Origin of the sequence: Fuscovulum blasticum DSM 2131 (assembly GCF_003034965.1) — a bacterium.
GTDB classification, from domain to species: Bacteria; Pseudomonadota; Alphaproteobacteria; order Rhodobacterales; family Rhodobacteraceae; genus Pseudogemmobacter; species Pseudogemmobacter blasticus.
The window spans coordinates 25,899-42,484 of sequence record NZ_PZKE01000003.1; the positions used below are offsets into that span (position 1 = coordinate 25,899).

The following is a 16,586-nucleotide window of genomic DNA, read 5'->3' on the forward strand; positions in this document are numbered from 1 at the left end:
CGCGCCGCTGAAAAACTGCCCCGGACCTGCCCGAAGCCTGCCGCAATCACCGCCTATTCCGGCCCCACGGACGCGCCGCCCCCGGGCGCGGCCAGGGGGATTTCGCGGATGCGCGGCTTGAACTTCATCCTGTCGCTGGTTTTCTCGGTCTTTGGCCTGTGCGCCTATCTGGCCTTTGATTATGCCATGGTCGCCCGGCAGGCCAAGGCGCGCGGCGAGGAACCGATGTCGGTGGTCACCTATGCCTCGGGCCTGCTGCAACTGGCGGGGGCGCTGTCGGGCAATGACGGCGATCCCGCCCGGTCGGATGCCCCGCAGACGCTGGTCGCCATGCTGCCCGCCCCGCCCGAAGGCTGGACCGTCCGCCCCGCCGAACCCGCCGATGTCGAGGCCTTCCTTCCCCCCGGCGCGCGCGGCAAGCAGGCTGACAGGGTGCGCGCCATCGGGGTGCCGCGCGAAGGCAAGGGCCTGACGGGGGCCAGGGTGATTTACGAAAAGGGGCCGCGCAAGGTGGTGGCCGAGCTGATCCGCTACCCGGATTTCATCTTCACCAGCTTCATGGCCATGACGCAGAAGTTCGAATTGCAGATGCTGACGGCCGAGTTCGAGGGCCGCGATTTCGCCACCGTCCGGGGCCTGGAAATCCGCGAGGCGCCGCTTCCAGAAGATTTCGGCGCCCGCCTGTTCGTGGCCGAGGTGGGCGCGCAGATTCACCTGCGGATGCTGGCTTCGAAGGCCATGTCCGACGAAGACCTTCTCCCCTTTCTGTCCACGCTGAACGTGCCCGCGATGAACGCCAATGTGGTGGAACGCACCACCGGGCTGGGCGAGGTGCCGGTGATCGTGCTGGCCTCGGTTCTGGATGCCGAAACCCGCAAGACATTCGAGGCCGAGCGTGACGCCGAACGCCAGCGCCGGGCGGAAGAACAGGCCGCCCGCGAGGCCGAGCTTGAGGCCGAGCGCAAGGCGGCGGAAGACGCCGAGCGGGGCCTGACCACCGACGAAAAGACCGGGGTCAAGGTGCGCAAGGGTACCGGCACCGGCGACGGCAGCCGGTTTGAAACCAGCGGCGGAACGCTGGATGATTCCGGCTGCGTCGCTATCGCCGGCGGCAAGACCTGCGGGGCACCGCCCCCGCCCGACGCGGACTGATCGCCGGAGATGCAGCCCGCCCCGGCGCAAGGGGGGCGGGCCGCAAGGCTTCAGGACAGCGCGCGTTTCAGCGCCGGGATCGGAGTCAGCACCAGCAGATCAACCGCGATCACCGCCAGCAGGGTCAGCCCCAGCATGGGAAAGGCCAGCGACAGCGCCAGCGTGATCAGGATCGCGCCCTTGGCATAGGGTAGTTCGGCCGGCATCGGCGGGGCGGCCAGACGCGCCGCCCCCGAGGGCCGCCGCTTCCACCACATCACGATGCCCGACAGGCCAAGGAACATCACCGACAGGCAGAACAGCGTGTTCAGCGCCACGTTCCACAGGCCAAGGTCGCCCTCATGGAAGGCGATGCCCCAGGCCATCGCCTTGGCATAGGCCGAATAATCGGCATAGCGCACATCGGCCAGCACATTGCCGGTGTATTGGTCGATATGGATCGTGCGGTCCGCCGCCGGGTTCGGCCCGTCGTTCGACATGCTGTCATGGCTGATCGTCCAGACCCCCGCGCCATCGCCCGGCAGGTTCACCTGATAGCGGTTTACGAAGCCCAGCGATTGCGCGAAGCCGGTGACCGAGTCGATGGTCACCGGCCCGCGGATCGCCGCCGTGCCCGCCAGTGACCCGGATTCCGGCAGCGGCGTCTGTTCCAGATTCCACGGCACTTCCTTGGCCGGGGCGTGGTTCATGTCGGCATGGGTCTTGTCCGACAGGGGCACGTTGTCCCATTTCTCGGCCGGAAAGGTGGACCAGGCCTGCACGAACTTGGTGCCCCAGACCCCGGCCCAGCTTAGGCCCGAGATCAGGAACACGATCAGCACCACCGAAACCCACAGCCCGACGGTGGCATGAAGCGATTTCCACAGCGCCCGGCCCCGGGCCCCGGTCTGCACCGTCAGCGCCTTGCCCCAGCCGGTGCCGTTGCGTGGCCAGTGCATGTAAAGCCCGGTTACGCACAGCAGCAGGCCAAGGCTGGCCGCCGCCTCGATCAGCCAGTCGCCGGTGTTGCCGATCAGCAGGGTGCCGTGAATGTCGGTGGCAAAGTCATACCAGCCTGCCCGCCAGGGAAAGGTGTTCAGCACCTCGCCGGTATAGGGGTTCAGCGTGACGCCGGTCTTGCCGGCGTCCGACGCCACGGCGAAGGTGGCCACATGGTCCGGCCCCAGCGGGGCCACATATTGCGTGGCGGCGCCGCCCGGCACAGCGGCCTCGGCCATGGCCTGCAGGGCGCTGACGGCCAGCGGCGTGCCGCCGGGGGCGATGGTCATCTTCTCGTCGCCGATCCCCGACAGGAAGGCGATCCACAGCATGATCAGGCCGGTGGCCGCCAGCATCAGCAGGAAGGGAATGACGTAAAGCCCGGCGTAGAAATGCCAGCGCCAGGCGGCGAAATACAGTTTGTTGGCGGCAGGCGCCGCCGCCGGGGCCTCGGCCCCGCGGAAGGTGTCAGTCATGGATGTCTCCGGTTGTCTGGTTTCTGGAAAACGAAACGTCAGACGGCGGAGGGGGGCCCCGTGGCGGGCGGCAGGCCGGTGGCCTCGGCCCGGGCAAGCGTGGTGGTGGCCGGCGGCGGATCGGCCCGGCGCAGCGCCAGATGCGGCAGCGCCGCCCCGGCACAGCCGCCCGGACAGGCGCCCGCACATTGCGCGCAGGCCCAGGCGCAACGGTCGGGGCTGCCATCGGGCGCCTTCTTCGCCGGGGCGCCGGTGGCAAGGTCGATTGTCATCTCGACCGGCCCGTCGCCGGTGCACAGCACCAGCGTCAGCGTGCCGTCATCGGCCCGCGCCGGCATGACCGCGGGCGAGATCAGCGACATGAGAAGGAAGGGCACCAACAGCACCCATGCCATCCCCTGCCGTTTCTGGCCCTGCGTCCTTGCCTTCATGGCAAAAGGCGTAGGCTGGATTCCGCTATCTGGTCAACCCGTCGCCGGACCTTTGGCCTTCCGGCACGGCTGCCCCGGTGGCCTGATCGCGACATGTCGTTTTCTGACGCGAAGGGTCGGGCGGGCTTGCCCGGCAAACCCGAGGTCTGTCACATATGGCCCAAACCACATTCGGAGTCGGGTCCATGAAAACGCATGTCAAAGCCCTTGTCGTTGGTGGCGGGGCCGTCGGCACCGGCATCGCCTATCACCTGGCCAAGGCCGGCTGGGATACCCTGCTGGTCGAGCGCGACGAACTGACCTCGGGGTCCACCTGGCACGCGGCGGGGCTGCTGCCGCTGTTCAACATGGGCTACGCGACCACCCATATCCACAAGTACAGCGTTGATTTCTACAAGGGGCTTGAGGCCGAAACCGGGCTGAACCCCGGATTCTATGTCGTGGGCAACCTGCGCATGGCCCAGACCCAGGACCGGATGGACGAATACATGCTGTATTCCAGCGTGGCCGAAACCGCCGGGGTCTACCATGAATTCCTGACGCCCGCGCAGATCAAGGAACGCTGGCCGCTGGTCCGCACCGATGACCTGAAGGGGGCGCTGTTCCACCCGCAGGACGGCTATATCAACCCTGCCGACGTGACCCAGGCCATGGCCAAGGGCGCGCGCCAGCTTGGCGCCACGATCGAACGGAAGATCCAGGTCGATGCCTACCGCTGGACCGGCAGCGAATGGATCGTTTCCGTCACCCGCATGGTGGAGCAGGGCGGCCGTCTGGTGCCCGGCGACGAGAAATACGAAATTCACGCCGAACATGTGGTCACCGCCACCGGCAACCACGCACAGCGCACCGCGCGGCTGCTGGGCATTAAGATCCCGGCGATCCCGGTCGAACACCAGTATATCGTGACCGAACCCGACCCCGCGCTGGTGGAGTGGCGCAAGACCAATCCGCAGCACCCCGTCCTGCGCGATGCCGATGCCAAATGGTATGTGCGCGAGGAACGCGGCGGCTGGATTCTGGGCCCCTATGAAAAGAACGCCCCGGCGCGGTTCCTGTATGACGTGCCGGAAACCTTCCGCGCCGACCTGTTCCCGCTGGATCTGGAACGGATCGAGGCGGAATACATGTCGATGATCCACCGCCTGCCGTCCTCGGAAACCGTGGGGCTGAAGGACGATTTCAACGGCCCCATCTGCTATACCCCCGACGGCAACCCGCTGGTCGGCCCGGCGCCGGGCCTGCGCAACATGTGGCTGGCCGAAGGCTTCAGCTTCGGCATCACCGCCGCGGGCGGCACCGGCTACTATCTGGCGCAACTGATGACGCAGGGCGAGGCCGAGATCGACATGGCCAGCCTTGACCCCAAGCGCTACGGGTCGTGGATGACCACGGAATATGCCGCGCGCAAGAACGAGGAATGCTACGACCACGTTTTCATCCTGCATCACCCCGATGAAGAACGCGAAGCCTGCCGCCCGCTGCGCACCGCCCCGGCCTATGACCGGCAGAAAGACCTGGGCGCGCAGTTCGGCCAGGTGAACGGCTGGGAACGGCCCAACTACTATGGCCCGGTCGGGGCGCCCGCCGATTACGACCATCACGCCCGCAGCTTCCGCCGCGCCGCCTGGTGGCCCTTTGCCGAGGCCGAGGCGAAAGCCGTCCGTGAAACCTGCGGCATCATCGACGCCAGCGCCTTCACCAAGCATCTGGTGCGCGGCCCCGGCGCGACGGCCTTCCTGGACCATTTCACCTGCAACAAGCTGCCGAATGTGGGCCGGATCAACCTGACCTATGCCCTGACCGAAGCCGGCACCACGCGGACGGAATACACCATCGTCCGGCTGGCGCAGGATGAATACTACATCATCTCGGCCGGGGCCTGGACGGCCTATGACTATGACTTCCTGCAAAAGGCGGCGGATGATTTCACCGCGGCCGGCGGCGGCCACATCGACATTCACGATGTCACCACGCAATGGGGCGTCTATGCGCTGGCCGGCCCCACGGCCCGCGCCATTCTCAAGGAGATCGTCAAGGACCGTGATCCCGAAACGGTGCTGTCGAACAAGCGTTTCCCCTGGCTGTCGATGCGCAACATCGAACTGGGCATGTGCCCGGTCCGCGCCATCCGCGTGGCCTATACGGGCGAATTGGGCTGGGAACTGCATTATCCCATCGAATTCGGCCGCTACCTGTGGGATCTGCTGCTGAAAGCTGGCGAAAAGCATGGGCTGAAGCCGGTGGGCGCGCGGGCGCAGAACTGGCTGCGGCAGGAAAAATCCTACCGCGCCTTCGGCACCGAACTGGGCCGCGATGCCACCCCGCTTGAGGCCGGTCTGGACCGTTTCGTCGATCTGACCAAGGACTTCCGCGGCAAGGACGCGATGCTGAAGACCGGCATCCGCGCCAAATGCGTCACCCTGCTGATCGACGGCCCCTCGGACACCGATCCCTGGGGCAAGGAAGCCCTGTTGCTGAACGGCGAAAAGATCGGGCGCCTCACCTCGGGCGGCTGGTCGGTGGCCTTCGGCAAGCAGATCGGCATGGGCTATGTCCGCCCCGATCTGGCCGAGGTGGGCACGAAGCTGAAGGTCAAGATCCAGCTCAAGGAATGGGATGCCGTGGTGGTGGAAGACAGCCCCCACGACCCGACCAACACCCGCATCCGGGTGGATGGCTGACGGCGATTTCGTCCGGGCACGGGCGCCGGAGCCTTCGAAGGCTCCGGTCCGAAATCTTTGAAGATTTCGGTCAGGAAACGAACGGGCCGCATCCTTCCGGGGTGCGGCTTTTTCGTTCAGGCGCGGGGATGCGGGTCAGATCCGCCCGGTCACCTTGGCCCACCACCAGCGGGTGCCCACCAGCAGCGGGTGCCCACCAGCAGGAAGCGCCAGTCCTTGAAGAATTCGGGCGGCTTGCCTTCGATGGCATGGCCCACGAACTGCAAGGCCCAGCCAAGGATGAACAGCGCCACCGCCCAGCCCCACAGCCCCGGCACAAGGATCGACAGCACCGCCAGCGCCAGCGACACCACGATCATCGGAATCCCGAAGGCATGGGTCAACTGGTTCCACCTGTTCTGATGGCTTTGCTGATACTGCGCGATCCACTCGCTCCAGCTTCGGCCTCCCAACATCGCAGCCTCCCCTTTTTCCGGCCCGCGTCGCCGGGCCGGAAAAGGTTAGGGGGCGATGCCGGTTTCCGGCAAGCCTGACGCGACGTTCACCGCGTCCGCGCGGCCAGCCAGGCGGCCCATTGCGCGCCCGACCCTTCGAAGACGTTGATGTCAACCCGGCCGTTCACACCCGGCACCAGCCCGGTCGAGGTGTATTGCCAGAACGTCCAGGGGTGGCCGTCATACAGATCCTTCGGATGCTTCGCCACGGCGCGCAGCCAGAAGTCGGCGCCGTTCACCTTCCACATCTCGTTGTCCTGGAAGAAGTCGATCGAGGTGTAAAGGATCGGCCGCTGTCCGTAATGGTTGGCCACCGCGCGGATGAAGATGTCGGCGTCGCGGCGAATTTCCTCGGGCGTGCGGCGGATGGTGCAGGTGGGCGAAAACGGCGTCCACTCCATGTCCAGCACCGGGGGCAGGGCGCCGGCGGTGCGCGGCACATTGCGGATGAACCAGCGCGCCTGTTCGATGGCCGGGCGGCAGTGGTAGAAGAAGTGATAGGCCCCGCGCGCCACCCCGGCCCGGCCGGCGCCGCGCCAATGGTCGAGGAACATCTCGTCCACCCGGTCGCCGCCCTCGGTCGCCTTGACGAAGACGAAGTTCACGCCGTTGCTGCGCGCGATTTCCCAGTCGATGGTCCCCTGATACTTCGCCACATCCAGCCCGTGCACGGGGAATGATTGCGGCGGCTTTCCGCCCCAGTCCGTCACCGGCTTGGCATCCGAGAAATTGGCAGAGGTGACCTGACCCGCCGGCACAGCGGCGGCGGGGCGGGCGTTGGGTGCATGGGCCGAAGGCGTGCGCGAGGCACCGCAGGCGGCCAGAACAAGGCAAAGGAACAGGGGAAGGATACGCATGATCCGGCCATGCTGGCCGAAGCGGGGGCGGATGTCACGCCCCCGCGCAGCAAAAAACGTCTTCAGCCGCCTGCCATTGGCGGCAATCCGCGGCCTATCTGCGGCCGAAATCCCCGGTCGTCAGGCTGCCGTCGCCGTTGCGGTCCATCCGGGCAAAGAAGGCGGTGGTCAGGCCGACAAATTCTTCCCGCGTCACCTGCCCGTCGCCGTTGGCGTCCCGCAGGGCCGCGCCGCCGCCGCCCACGCCGGCCCCTTTGCCGTGCCCCATTCCCATGCCCATATCTTTTCCCATGCCTTTGCCCATCCCGGCCTCGCTCCGGGCCTCCTGCATCTGGGCGCGCATGTCGGTCCGGGCGTCATCCAGCGCCGCCAGTTCGTCGGGCGACAGGATGCCATCGGCATTGGCGTCAAAGGTGGTGAAGATCTCGTCCCGCCGTTCCCGCGCCTCGGGCAGCGTCACGGCGCCATCGCCGTTGCGGTCCCACATGGTCAGGAACTGCTGGCCCGGCACAAAGGTCTGGGCCAGGGCGCCCGTGCCGGCAAGGCCCAAGGCAAGGGGCAGGGCAAGAGTCAGGGAAAGCGCGCGCGTGGTCATGATGACCTCCATATTCCGCTGTGTGAATATGGAACGCGCGCGCCCCGGCTTTCCGTCGCAGCGATCAGGCCGCCGGTTGCGCCAGCTCGTCCCAGCAGGCCAGCGCATGGGCGGCATACATCACCGCCGGGCCGCCCCCCATCTGGATGCACATCGCCAGCACGTCGCCCAGTTCTTCCCGCGTCGCGCCGCATTTCATCAGCGCCTCGACGTGAAAGTTGATGCAGGGCTCACAGCGCTGGCTGACCGCGATGGCCAGCGCGACATATTCCTTTTCCTTGACGGAAATCGCCGGGCTGTCCTTGGCCGCCTTCGACAACTGGCCGAACCCCGCCATCGTGTCGGGAATCAGCTTGTTCATCACCCGCAGCTCGCTGCGCATGTCGGCGATCTTGGCCTTGTAGCTCATCTCATGCTCCTTGAGGGGCGGCCCGGAGGCCACGGCGTTTCGCCCTCAATTCACATTCAAATAAATGAATGTCAAGTGCCGACCTGCCGCACCCCGTCAGCCAAAGCGGACGGGCGACAGCGCCGCCACCAGATCGGCGCGCAGGGCAGGGGGGCGCCCGGCGATCAGGTCGGCCACCAGCGCGCTGGCGCCCGGGCAGGACTGGAAGCCCTGTCCCCCCTGTCCGCCCAGCCAGAAGAAGGCCGGATCGCGCGCGTCGGGGCCGATCACCAGCACCCGGTCGGGGGCAAAGGTGCGCAGGCCCGCCCAGTTGGCCAGGATGCGGGTCACCGGCTCGGTCATGAAGGATTCATACCGCGCCAGCCCCTCGGCCAGCACCATGTCATCGGCCCAGGCATCATGCGGTTCCATCGGGTCTTCGTCGGCGGGCGACACGATCAGCGCCCCGGCATCGGGCTTGGCATACCAGTCCTCGCCGGGGCCAAAGATCATGGGCCAGCGGCTGACATCCAGCCCGCCCGGCGCCGGAATCCGCGCCATCGACCGGCGGTGCGGCACAAAGCCCAGAGGCTGCACCCCGGCCAGCTTCGCCACCTCGTCCACCCAGGCGCCCGCCGCGTTGATCAGCAGCTTCGCCTCGGCCTCGCCCCCGGCCCATGCCACCCGCCAGCCCGATGCCGTGCGGGTGATCGCGGTCGCCCGGGCCCGGGTGACTATGGCCGCCCCATGGGCGCGCGCCTCCTTGGCAAAGCCCTGCAACAGCAGGTCGGTGTCGATGTCATCGGCATGGTCCGCCAGCCCGGCCAGCTTGACCACCTCCAGATTCAGGATCGGCACGATCGCCTGCGCCTCGGCGGGCGAAATCGGATCGAAGGCCATCGCCTTCACGTCCTCGTCGAAATCTGCCCGCTGATCTTCCCGCGCCACCAGCATCAGCCCGCGATGCGTCAGCAGACCGGGAACCGACCGGAAATAATCGCCCGAGGCCATCGACAGCTCCACCACGGCGGGCGTGCCATAGCGCGGCTCATAGAGCGCGGCCGACCGGCTTGAGGCGTGATGTGCCAGCGTGTCCTCGGCCTCAAGCAGGAGGACAGACCCAAGGGGCGCCAGCCGCGCCGCCGCCGAAACTCCGGCGATGCCGCCGCCGATGATCAGGAAATCATGTTGCATGTCGTGCCCTCGAACCCTGGCCGACAGAACCACCCCGCCCGGCGAAGCGCAAGCCGTCAGCCGCGCCGGACCGCCCCGGTCAGCCCTGCCGCGCCAGCCCGGCATAAAGCCGGGGCAGCCGTTCGGGCAGGCGGTCGATCCGGTCAAGGATCTGGTAGCCGCGCGCCCCGAAGATCTGCGCGACATAGGCATCGGCCTGCGGGTCCAGCGTCAGGCAGAAGGGCGAAACGCCCTGCCGCGCCACCTCTGCCACGGCGGCGCGGGCGTCGTGGCGCAGATGGGCCGGGTCGCGCACGTCAATATCGGCGGGCGCGCCATCGGTCAGCACCAGAAGCAGCTTGCGCGCCGCGCGCTGCTGCGACAGGTGCCAGCCGGCATGGCGGATCGCCGCCCCCATGCGGGTGGACAGCCGCCCCTCCATCCCGGCCAGCCGCGCCTTGGGCAGCGGCCCCCAGTCTTCGCCGAATTCCTTGAAGCGCTGGTAGAACACGTTATGCCGCCCGTCCGAGCTGAACCCGTGCAGCGCGAAGGGATCGCCCACCCGATGCACCGCCTCGGCCAGCAGAGTGGCGGCGGCGCGGGTCAGGTCGATCAGCCGTTCCCCGCCTTCGCCCACCACATCGTTGGTCGATTGCGACAGGTCCATCAGCAGCAGCACTGCCACGTCGCGGGTGATCCGCACCTGCCGCATCATCACCCGCGGGTCGGGCTGCCGGCCCAGCCGCAGGTCAAGCCGGGCGGCAATCGCGGCGTTCAGGTCCAGATCGTCGCCATCCTCCAGCCGCCGCAGCCGCTGCACCCCCTGCGGCTGCATCGCCTCAAGCACGCGGCGCATCCGCTGCAACACCGGGCGGTGTTCGGTCAGGATCGCCTCCACCGCCTTGGGGTCGCCGGCCAGCGGGCGCTTTTCCAGCACGGTCGCCCAGTCGGGCCGCTCAAGCTGGATGCGGTAGTCGAACTCGGGGTAGCTGCGCGGCGGGGCCACCGGATCGCGCCCCTCGCGCGCGTTGAAACTGGTGCCGTCGTCATCGAAGAACTCGGTCGCGCAGACCAGAATCTCCTGCGCATCCTCGCCCGCGGTTTCCACCTCGACCTCGTTCACCATTTCCGAAACCGAGACATAGCGCCGCCGCTGCGCCGGGGCGGGGGCTTCGTCCCAGTCCACCTCTTCGGTTTCCCAAAGGTGGCGGTTGTCGTCGCGATAGGGTGCGGCCACCGGCGCGGGCAACCGCCCCGGTCCCAGCCGTTCGGCCAGCGCCAGCCCGATCCGCTGCGACGCCGTGGTGCTTGCCAGATCGGCCCCGGCAAATTCGGCCCGCGCCCAGGCAACCAGCGGGTCGGTCGTGGCCGCCTCGGGCAGCAGCAGCCCGCGCGCCACCCGGTCCAGCGGCATTGCCTCGCCGTGGAACCGCGCCCACAGGTCGCGCAGCCGGGGAAAGCGGGCAATGGCCAGCGCCTCGGCCCGGGCATCCTCGATCACGCCGATACAGGCCATCTGCCGGGGCGACAGGCCGTCGGCCGCCAGCGGCCCGCGCCAGGCCATCACATGCGCGGCCGCATGGGCGGCGGCGGCGCGGTAGATGTCGGCCCCCGCGATTCCCTGCCAGTCGTCCCAGGCGTCGGGCAGGTGCAGCAGCCCCGCCTCCAGAAACGGCCGCAGCCCTTCGCGCGCCTCGTAATCGCCCGAGGTGGGGCGCATCGCGAAATCGCGGCCCCACAGCGCGCGCAGATAGGCCCCGATCCGGCGGTGGATGTCCACGAACAGCGTGCCCTTGCGTTCGCGCTGCAACACGGCCTTCGATTCGGCGCTGGCCAGCGCGAAGTAACGCATCTGTTCTTCCGGGTTGCTGCGGTGCGCCTCGGCCCCCCACAGCGCCCAGCGGCGCAGCCCGCCCAGCGTCAGCACGCCCAGCAGTTCGTCCAGATGGTCCAGCAGCGGGCGCAGCCCGCGCGGTGCCTGGGCCAGCAGCGTGTCCAGAAACGCCATCCAGCCCCGGAACAGCGCCGCATCCCCCAGCCGCCGCGCCGCCAGCGGTGCCGTCGCCAGCACCCGCGCGATCACCGCCCCCGAGGTGCGCGAGGCCAGCCGCAGACAATCGCGCACCAGATCGGGCAGCACGTCTTCGCCCAGCTCGCGCGCCAGCGGCGGCGCAGCTTCGATCCAGGCCCGCACCACCTCGGGCCCGCGGCCCATCCGGTGCAGCGCCAGCGCCCCTTCGGCCCACAGCACCAGCCCGCCGGGCGACAGGCTGCGCGCCGCCTCGGCCCGCAGGCTGGCGTGCAGCTCCCGCTCGGCCGGCGGCAGGTCGGCCAGGGCCTCGGTCATGCGGGCGGCCGGGTCTGTCATGGCGCGGCTCAGAAGAACGTGGTGACGGCGGCGTCAAGCGCGTCGCGCATGTCGGGGTCGTCGGTGATCGGGCGCACCAGTGCCATCCGGCAGGCCGGCACCGGCGCCACGCCCTGCGCGATCAGCCCGCCCGCGTGCACCAGCATCCGGGTCGAAATGCCTTCGTCCAGCCCGTGTCCCTTCAGGTTGCGCGCCCGTTCGGCAATCGACACCAGCTTGTCGGCCAGGCCCCGGTCAATGCCCGTTTCATGCGCCACGATCTCCACCTCGACCGCATGGTCGGGATAGGTGAAATCCAGCGCGCCGAAGCGTTGCTTGGTCGATTGCTTCAGGTCTTTCATCAGGCTCTGGTAGCCGGGGTTATAGCTGATCACGAGGTGAAAGTCGGGGTGCGCCCGCAGCAGTTCGCCCTTCTTTTCCAGCGGCAGCACTCGGCGGTTGTCGGTCAGCGGGTGGATCACCACGGTCGTATCCTGCCGCGCCTCGACCACCTCATCCAGATAGCAGATCGCGCCATGCCGGGCGGCAAATGTCAGCGGCCCGTCCTGCCAGCGCGTGCCCTCGGCATCCAGCAGGAACCGCCCCACCAGATCCGAGGCGGTCATGTCCTCGTTGCAGGAAACCGTGACCAGCGGCTTGCCCAGCCGCCAGGCCATATGTTCCACGAACCGCGTCTTGCCGCAGCCGGTGGGGCCTTTCAGCATGACCGGCATCTTCGCCGCATAGGCCGCCTCATACAGCGCAACCTCGTCGGCCACCGGGCGATACCAGGGGTCGGCGGCAATGCGGAAGGGGGCGGTGATCTGGTCCATGGCGGCCTCGGGGCATCGGGAAAGCGCCCGCCGCAGGGCTGCGGCGGGCAGGGCGGTCAGACGGGTGTTCCGCGATAGACCACCATGTTCGCGCCCTGGCTCTGGGTGAAATTGTTGTAGCCGATCAGCCGGACGTGATTGTCGGGGTTGGCCTCATGGCAGGCTTTCAGCTCGGCCAGAATGGCATCGACATCGGTTTCCCCGAACATCGGCAGCTTCCACATGTACCAGAAGTTCGACTTGGCGAACTGCGGCTCGGTGTGTTCGATGGCCGGGTTCCAGCCGTGTTTCACGATCCATTCCACCTGCTTGCGGATCTGCGCCTCATCCATCGGCGGCAGATAGGAAAACGTGCCCATCTTGCGGCTCGCCGGGTCGGACAGCCGCGAGGTATAGTCCTGAACTTTGCTCATCATCTCTCTCCCTTTGGCGGCTCAGCGGTGCTGGGTGTCCAGCTTGTCCACGGTGTCGAACTCGAACTTGATCTCTTTCCAGGTCTCCATGGCGATCTTCAGCTCGGGGCTGTGCTGCGCGGCAGCGGTCAGGATGGCCTTGCCTTCCTTCTCCAGCTCGCGGCCTTCGTTGCGGGCCTGAACGCAGGCCTCCAGCGCCACCCGGTTCGCCGCGGCGCCCGCCGCATTGCCCCAGGGGTGGCCCAGCGTGCCGCCGCCGAATTGCAGGACCGAGTCATTGCCGAAGATCGAAACCAGCGCCGGCATGTGCCAGACGTGAATCCCGCCTGATGCCACCGGGAACACCCCTGGCATCGGCCCCCAGTCCTGATCGAAGAAGATCCCGCGCGAACGGTCTTCCTTGATGTGGCGGTCGCGCAGCAGGTCGATCCAGCCCAGCGTCGCCGCCCGGTCGCCCTCCAGCTTGCCCACCACGGTGCCGGAATGAAGGTGGTCGCCGCCCAGCAGGCGCAGCAGCTTCGCCAGAACGCGGAAGTTGATGCCGTGGTTCGGGTTGCGGTCCATCACCGCGTGCATGGCGCGGTGAACGTGCAGCAGCATCCCGTTGTCGCGGCACCATTTCGACAGCGAGTTGTGCGCCGCCCAACCCAGCGTCAGGTAATCCGACATGATGATCGGCGTGCCGATCTCCTTGGCGTATTCCGCGCGCTTGTAGACCTCTTCCATCGTGGCGGCGGTCACGTTCATGTAGTGACCCTTGCGCTCGCCCGTCTCGGCCTCGGCCTTGACGATGGCCTCCTGGCAGAAATCGAACCTGTCGCGCCAGCGCATGAAGGGCTGCGAATTGACGTTCTCGTCGTCCTTGGTGAAATCCAGCCCGCCGCGCAGACATTCATAGACCGCCCGGCCATAGTTCTTGGCCGAAAGGCCCAGCTTCGGCTTGATGGTGCAGCCCAGCAGGGGGCGGCCGTACTTGTCCAGCTTGTCGCGTTCCACGTTGATGCCATGCGGCGGGCCGAAGCAGGTGGCCACGAACCACAGCGGGAACCGCACGTCTTCCAGCCGCAGCGACCGCACCGCCTTGAAGCCGAAGACGTTGCCCACGATCGAGGTGAACACGTTGACGACCGAGCCTTCCTCGAACAGGTCCATCGGATAGGCGATGAAGGCATAGAAGGCGTCGTCAGACCCCGGCACGTCCTCGATCGCGTAGGCGCGGCCCTTGTAATAGTCGAGGTCGGTCAGAAGGTCGGTCCAGACCGTTGTCCAGGTGCCGGTCGAGCTTTCGGCGGCCACGGCGGCGGCGGCTTCCTCGCGCGAAACGCCGGCCTGCGGCACCACCTTGAACACGGCAAGGATGTCGCTGTCCTTCACCGTGTAATGCGGTTCCCAATAGGTCGATCGGTATTCCTTCACACCGGCGTCATAGGTCTTCGCGGCCATCGGCTCTCTCCCGTTTGTCGTGCCCGAATGTGCGGGTCGCAGCCGGTATCGCGCCTTGTATGACTAAACAAAACTGAATAGTTTTTAGTTTCAGAACAGGGAAAAGGTTATGATAAGGTACACCCTGCGCCAGCTTCAGGTGTTTCGCGCGGTGGCCAGCCACGCCAGCTACACCCGCGCGGCCGAAGAATTGCACCTGACCCAGCCCGCCGTGTTCGCCCAGGTGAAGCAGTTGGAAGACGCGCTTGGCCTGCCGCTGCTGGACCGGATCGGCAAGCGCCTGTTCCTGACCGAGGCCGGCCGCGCCGTGGTGGAAACCGCCCGCGAAACGCTGGAAGGCGTCGAACGGCTGGACATGCACCTGGCCGATCTGCAGGGGCTGCGGCGCGGGCGGCTGCGCATCGCCATCGTCTCGACGGTGCAGTATTTCCTGCCCCGCCTCCTGGGCACCTTCTGCACCGAAAACCCCGGCATCGAAATCGCGCTGACCGTGACCAACCGCGAAACGGTGATCGCCCGGCTGGCCGCGAATGAAGACGATCTCTGCATCCTGGGCCAGCCGCCGGCGGGGCTGGACGTGGTGGCCACGCCCTTTGCCCGCAACCCCATCACCCTGCTGGCGCGCGGCGATCATCCGCTGGCGGGCCAGCCCGCGCTGCCCTTCGCCCGGCTGGCCGCCGAACCCTTCATCCTGCGCGAACAGGGATCGGGCACCCGCGCCGCCGCCGAACGCTACTTTGCCGATTGCGGCCTGCGGCCCCGCGTGCGGATGGAGCTTGGCTCGAACGAAGCGATCAAGGAAGCGGTGGTCGCCGGCCTTGGGCTGGCGATCCTGTCACAGGACACCATTGCCGAAGACGTGGCGACCGGCCGGCTGGTGGCGCTGGACGTGCAGGGCTTCCCGTTGATGCGGGTCTGGAACGTGGCCTATCCGCGCGGCAAGCACCTGTCGGTCGCCGCCAGCGCCTTTCTGGACCACCTGATCGACCAGACCCGCGGCGCCGCCGCGCCCTAACCCTTGCGGGTTTCCTTCAGCTTGTCGATCCCCAGCACCTTGAGCGCGAGCGCCTCGTAGAACGGTTCGGCCGTGCCCTTGCGCAGCTTGCGCAGGAAGTATTTCTCGAAGCCCACCTTGGCCAGATGCACCCATTTGCCGCTGGACGACCAGTTCACGTTGCGCGGCGGAATCTGCGGCTGCGCCACGAAGGCCACGCCCCCGTCGCCAAAATCCGCCAGGCAGACCGCGTTCCAGGTGCCCACCTGATCGGGTTCCTTCCCGCGCAGGATGTTGCCGATGTTATGCGCCGTGGCGCTGACCATGCTTTCGATCATGAAGCCGGTCTTCGGCACGCCGCAAGGCACCGGCGTCGGCCCCATCGGCGGGATGGCCACACAGACGCCCACAGCAAACACATTGGGATAGGCCGGGTTCTGCTGGTGCTGGTCCACGATGGTAAACCCGCGCGGGTTCGACAGCCCCTCGATGCCGCGCACCGGCGCGATGCCGCGAAACGCGGGCAGCATCATCGAGAATGCAAAGGGCAGCACCTTCTCGGCCTTCACGCTGCCGTCGTCATTGATCTCCTCGACGGTCATCTTGCCGTCCTCGACCTGCTTCACCCGGGCCGAGGTGATCCATTTGATGTGTTTCCCGCGCATCTCGGATTCCAGCAGCCCCTTGGTGTCGCCCACCCCGTCCAGCCCCAGATGGCCGATATAGGGTTCGGCGGTGACAAAGGTCATCGGCACCTTGTCGCGGATCTTTGCCTTGCGCAGGGCGGCTTCCAGAATGAACAGGAATTCATAGGCCGGGCCAAAGCAGCTTGCCCCCTGCGCCGCGCCAATGATCACCGGGCCGGGCGCCTTGAGCAGTTTCTGGAACACCTGTTCCGCCTGTTCGGCATGGTCGATATGGCAGACCGACTGGGTAAAGCCGCCATGCGGGCCAAAGCCCGGGATTTCGTCGAAGGCCAGTTCGGGCCCGGTGGCAATGATCAGGAAATCATAGGTCACGTCGCTGCCATCGACCAGACGGATGCGGTTTTCCTGCGGGATCACCCGTTCCGCCGCGACAGGCCGGAAGGCAATGCCCTTGCGCGCCATGGTCGGCCCCAGGTCCACCGTGATCTCCTCGCGCTTGCGCCAGCCCACCGCGATCCAGGGGTTCGACGGCACGAAATGGTAAACCGGGTCTTTCGTCACCACGGTGATCGTGTCTTCGGGGCGAAGCTGGTCCTTCATCTCATAGGCCATGATCGCCCCGCCCAAGCCAGCCCCCAGCACAACGACATGCGCCATTCTTCATCCTCCCTCTGAAATTCT

15 protein-coding genes are annotated in these 16,586 nt (G+C 67.2%); 3 read left to right on the forward strand and 12 right to left on the reverse strand.

From position 1 onward, the window contains the following. Positions 1–108 precede the first annotated feature (108 nt). A complete protein-coding gene (locus C5F44_RS03950) occupies positions 109–1,152 on the forward strand; it encodes a hypothetical protein (RefSeq protein WP_107672216.1) in 1,044 nt (347 codons plus the stop codon). Between the two features lie 50 nt (positions 1,153–1,202). Here C5F44_RS03950 and C5F44_RS03955 read toward each other — a convergent pair whose 3' ends face one another. Together C5F44_RS03955 and C5F44_RS03960 are read right to left on the reverse strand one after the other, a co-directional pair. Then, positions 1,203–2,606, reverse strand: a complete 1,404-nt coding sequence (locus C5F44_RS03955) for a PepSY-associated TM helix domain-containing protein (RefSeq protein ID WP_107672217.1) — start codon at positions 2,604–2,606, stop codon at positions 1,203–1,205. Between the two features lie 38 nt (positions 2,607–2,644). Continuing rightward, positions 2,645–3,037: a hypothetical protein gene (locus tag C5F44_RS03960; protein ID WP_107672218.1), complete on the reverse strand. Its 393-nt coding sequence runs from the start codon at positions 3,035–3,037 to the stop codon at positions 2,645–2,647. A gap of 185 nt (positions 3,038–3,222) precedes the next feature. Here C5F44_RS03960 and C5F44_RS03965 point away from each other — a divergent pair, with 185 nt between their 5' ends. Then, the gene (locus C5F44_RS03965; protein ID WP_107672219.1) at positions 3,223–5,721 is read left to right on the forward strand and encodes a GcvT family protein; all 2,499 of its coding nucleotides are present in this window, start codon (positions 3,223–3,225) and stop codon (positions 5,719–5,721) included. Positions 5,722–5,870: 149 nt separating this feature from the next. Here the strand turns inward: C5F44_RS03965 and C5F44_RS03970 are convergent, their stop codons facing one another. The 9 genes from C5F44_RS03970 to C5F44_RS04010 all read right to left on the reverse strand — a co-directional run bounded on the left by C5F44_RS03970 (position 5,871) and on the right by C5F44_RS04010 (position 14,264). Then, on the reverse strand, positions 5,871–6,176 hold the full coding sequence (locus C5F44_RS03970) for an Mpo1-like protein (protein WP_107672220.1): 306 nt from the start codon (positions 6,174–6,176) through the stop codon (positions 5,871–5,873). Between the two features lie 86 nt (positions 6,177–6,262). Then, positions 6,263–7,072 (reverse strand): glycoside hydrolase family 25 protein, encoded by an 810-nt coding sequence (locus C5F44_RS03975; RefSeq protein ID WP_107672221.1) that lies wholly within the window; start codon positions 7,070–7,072, stop codon positions 6,263–6,265. Between the two features lie 94 nt (positions 7,073–7,166). Then, positions 7,167–7,667, reverse strand: a complete 501-nt coding sequence (locus tag C5F44_RS03980; RefSeq protein WP_107672428.1) for an EF-hand domain-containing protein — start codon at positions 7,665–7,667, stop codon at positions 7,167–7,169. Between the two features lie 64 nt (positions 7,668–7,731). Beyond that, complete coding sequence (locus C5F44_RS03985) at positions 7,732–8,076, reverse strand: carboxymuconolactone decarboxylase family protein (RefSeq protein ID WP_107672222.1); 345 nt, start codon at positions 8,074–8,076, stop codon at positions 7,732–7,734. A 96-nt stretch (positions 8,077–8,172) separates the two neighbouring features. Next, a complete protein-coding gene (locus C5F44_RS03990; RefSeq protein WP_107672223.1) occupies positions 8,173–9,249 on the reverse strand; it encodes an NAD(P)/FAD-dependent oxidoreductase in 1,077 nt (358 codons plus the stop codon). A 79-nt stretch (positions 9,250–9,328) separates the two neighbouring features. Further along, positions 9,329–11,596, reverse strand: coding sequence for a VWA domain-containing protein (locus tag C5F44_RS03995; protein ID WP_235822499.1), 2,268 nt, complete (start codon positions 11,594–11,596; stop codon positions 9,329–9,331). Between the two features lie 8 nt (positions 11,597–11,604). Then, positions 11,605–12,408, reverse strand: a complete 804-nt coding sequence (locus C5F44_RS04000) for a CbbQ/NirQ/NorQ/GpvN family protein (RefSeq protein ID WP_107672224.1) — start codon at positions 12,406–12,408, stop codon at positions 11,605–11,607. Between the two features lie 56 nt (positions 12,409–12,464). Beyond that, positions 12,465–12,821, reverse strand: a complete 357-nt coding sequence (locus tag C5F44_RS04005) for a ribulose bisphosphate carboxylase small subunit (RefSeq protein WP_107672430.1) — start codon at positions 12,819–12,821, stop codon at positions 12,465–12,467. A 21-nt stretch (positions 12,822–12,842) separates the two neighbouring features. Beyond that, positions 12,843–14,264, reverse strand: coding sequence for a form I ribulose bisphosphate carboxylase large subunit (locus tag C5F44_RS04010; protein ID WP_107672225.1), 1,422 nt, complete (start codon positions 14,262–14,264; stop codon positions 12,843–12,845). 109 nt (positions 14,265–14,373) lie between these two features. Here C5F44_RS04010 and C5F44_RS04015 point away from each other — a divergent pair, with 109 nt between their 5' ends. Further along, entirely contained in the window at positions 14,374–15,279 is a 906-nt protein-coding gene (locus tag C5F44_RS04015; protein ID WP_235822500.1) for a LysR family transcriptional regulator, read from the forward strand. Here the strand turns inward: C5F44_RS04015 and C5F44_RS04020 are convergent. Beyond that, a complete protein-coding gene (locus C5F44_RS04020; RefSeq protein WP_107672226.1) occupies positions 15,276–16,562 on the reverse strand; it encodes an NAD(P)/FAD-dependent oxidoreductase in 1,287 nt (428 codons plus the stop codon). The two genes, C5F44_RS04015 and C5F44_RS04020, sit on opposite strands and share 4 nt — an antisense overlap. Between the last annotated feature and the right edge of the window lie 24 nt (positions 16,563–16,586).

Excerpts from the sequence above, each read along its gene's own strand:
- C5F44_RS04010 (WP_107672225.1), bottom strand. The coding sequence starts at position 14,264 with ATGGCCGCGAAGACCTATGACGCCGGTGTGAAGGAATACCGATCGACC.
- C5F44_RS03950 (WP_107672216.1), top strand. The coding sequence starts at position 109 with ATGCGCGGCTTGAACTTCATCCTGTCGCTGGTTTTCTCGGTCTTTGGC.
- C5F44_RS03980 (WP_107672428.1), bottom strand. The coding sequence starts at position 7,667 with ATGACCACGCGCGCGCTTTCCCTGACTCTTGCCCTGCCCCTTGCCTTG.
- C5F44_RS04015 (WP_235822500.1), top strand. The coding sequence starts at position 14,374 with ATGATAAGGTACACCCTGCGCCAGCTTCAGGTGTTTCGCGCGGTGGCC.
- C5F44_RS04005 (WP_107672430.1), bottom strand. The coding sequence starts at position 12,821 with ATGAGCAAAGTTCAGGACTATACCTCGCGGCTGTCCGACCCGGCGAGC.
- C5F44_RS03985 (WP_107672222.1), bottom strand. The coding sequence starts at position 8,076 with ATGAGCTACAAGGCCAAGATCGCCGACATGCGCAGCGAGCTGCGGGTG.
- C5F44_RS03960 (WP_107672218.1), bottom strand. The coding sequence starts at position 3,037 with ATGAAGGCAAGGACGCAGGGCCAGAAACGGCAGGGGATGGCATGGGTG.
- C5F44_RS03970 (WP_107672220.1), bottom strand. The coding sequence starts at position 6,176 with ATGTTGGGAGGCCGAAGCTGGAGCGAGTGGATCGCGCAGTATCAGCAA.
- C5F44_RS03990 (WP_107672223.1), bottom strand. The coding sequence starts at position 9,249 with ATGCAACATGATTTCCTGATCATCGGCGGCGGCATCGCCGGAGTTTCG.
- C5F44_RS04000 (WP_107672224.1), bottom strand. The coding sequence starts at position 12,408 with ATGGACCAGATCACCGCCCCCTTCCGCATTGCCGCCGACCCCTGGTAT.
- C5F44_RS04020 (WP_107672226.1), bottom strand. The coding sequence starts at position 16,562 with ATGGCGCATGTCGTTGTGCTGGGGGCTGGCTTGGGCGGGGCGATCATG.
- C5F44_RS03975 (WP_107672221.1), bottom strand. The coding sequence starts at position 7,072 with ATGCGTATCCTTCCCCTGTTCCTTTGCCTTGTTCTGGCCGCCTGCGGT.
- C5F44_RS03955 (WP_107672217.1), bottom strand. The coding sequence starts at position 2,606 with ATGACTGACACCTTCCGCGGGGCCGAGGCCCCGGCGGCGGCGCCTGCC.
- C5F44_RS03995 (WP_235822499.1), bottom strand. The coding sequence starts at position 11,596 with ATGACAGACCCGGCCGCCCGCATGACCGAGGCCCTGGCCGACCTGCCG.
- C5F44_RS03965 (WP_107672219.1), top strand. The coding sequence starts at position 3,223 with ATGAAAACGCATGTCAAAGCCCTTGTCGTTGGTGGCGGGGCCGTCGGC.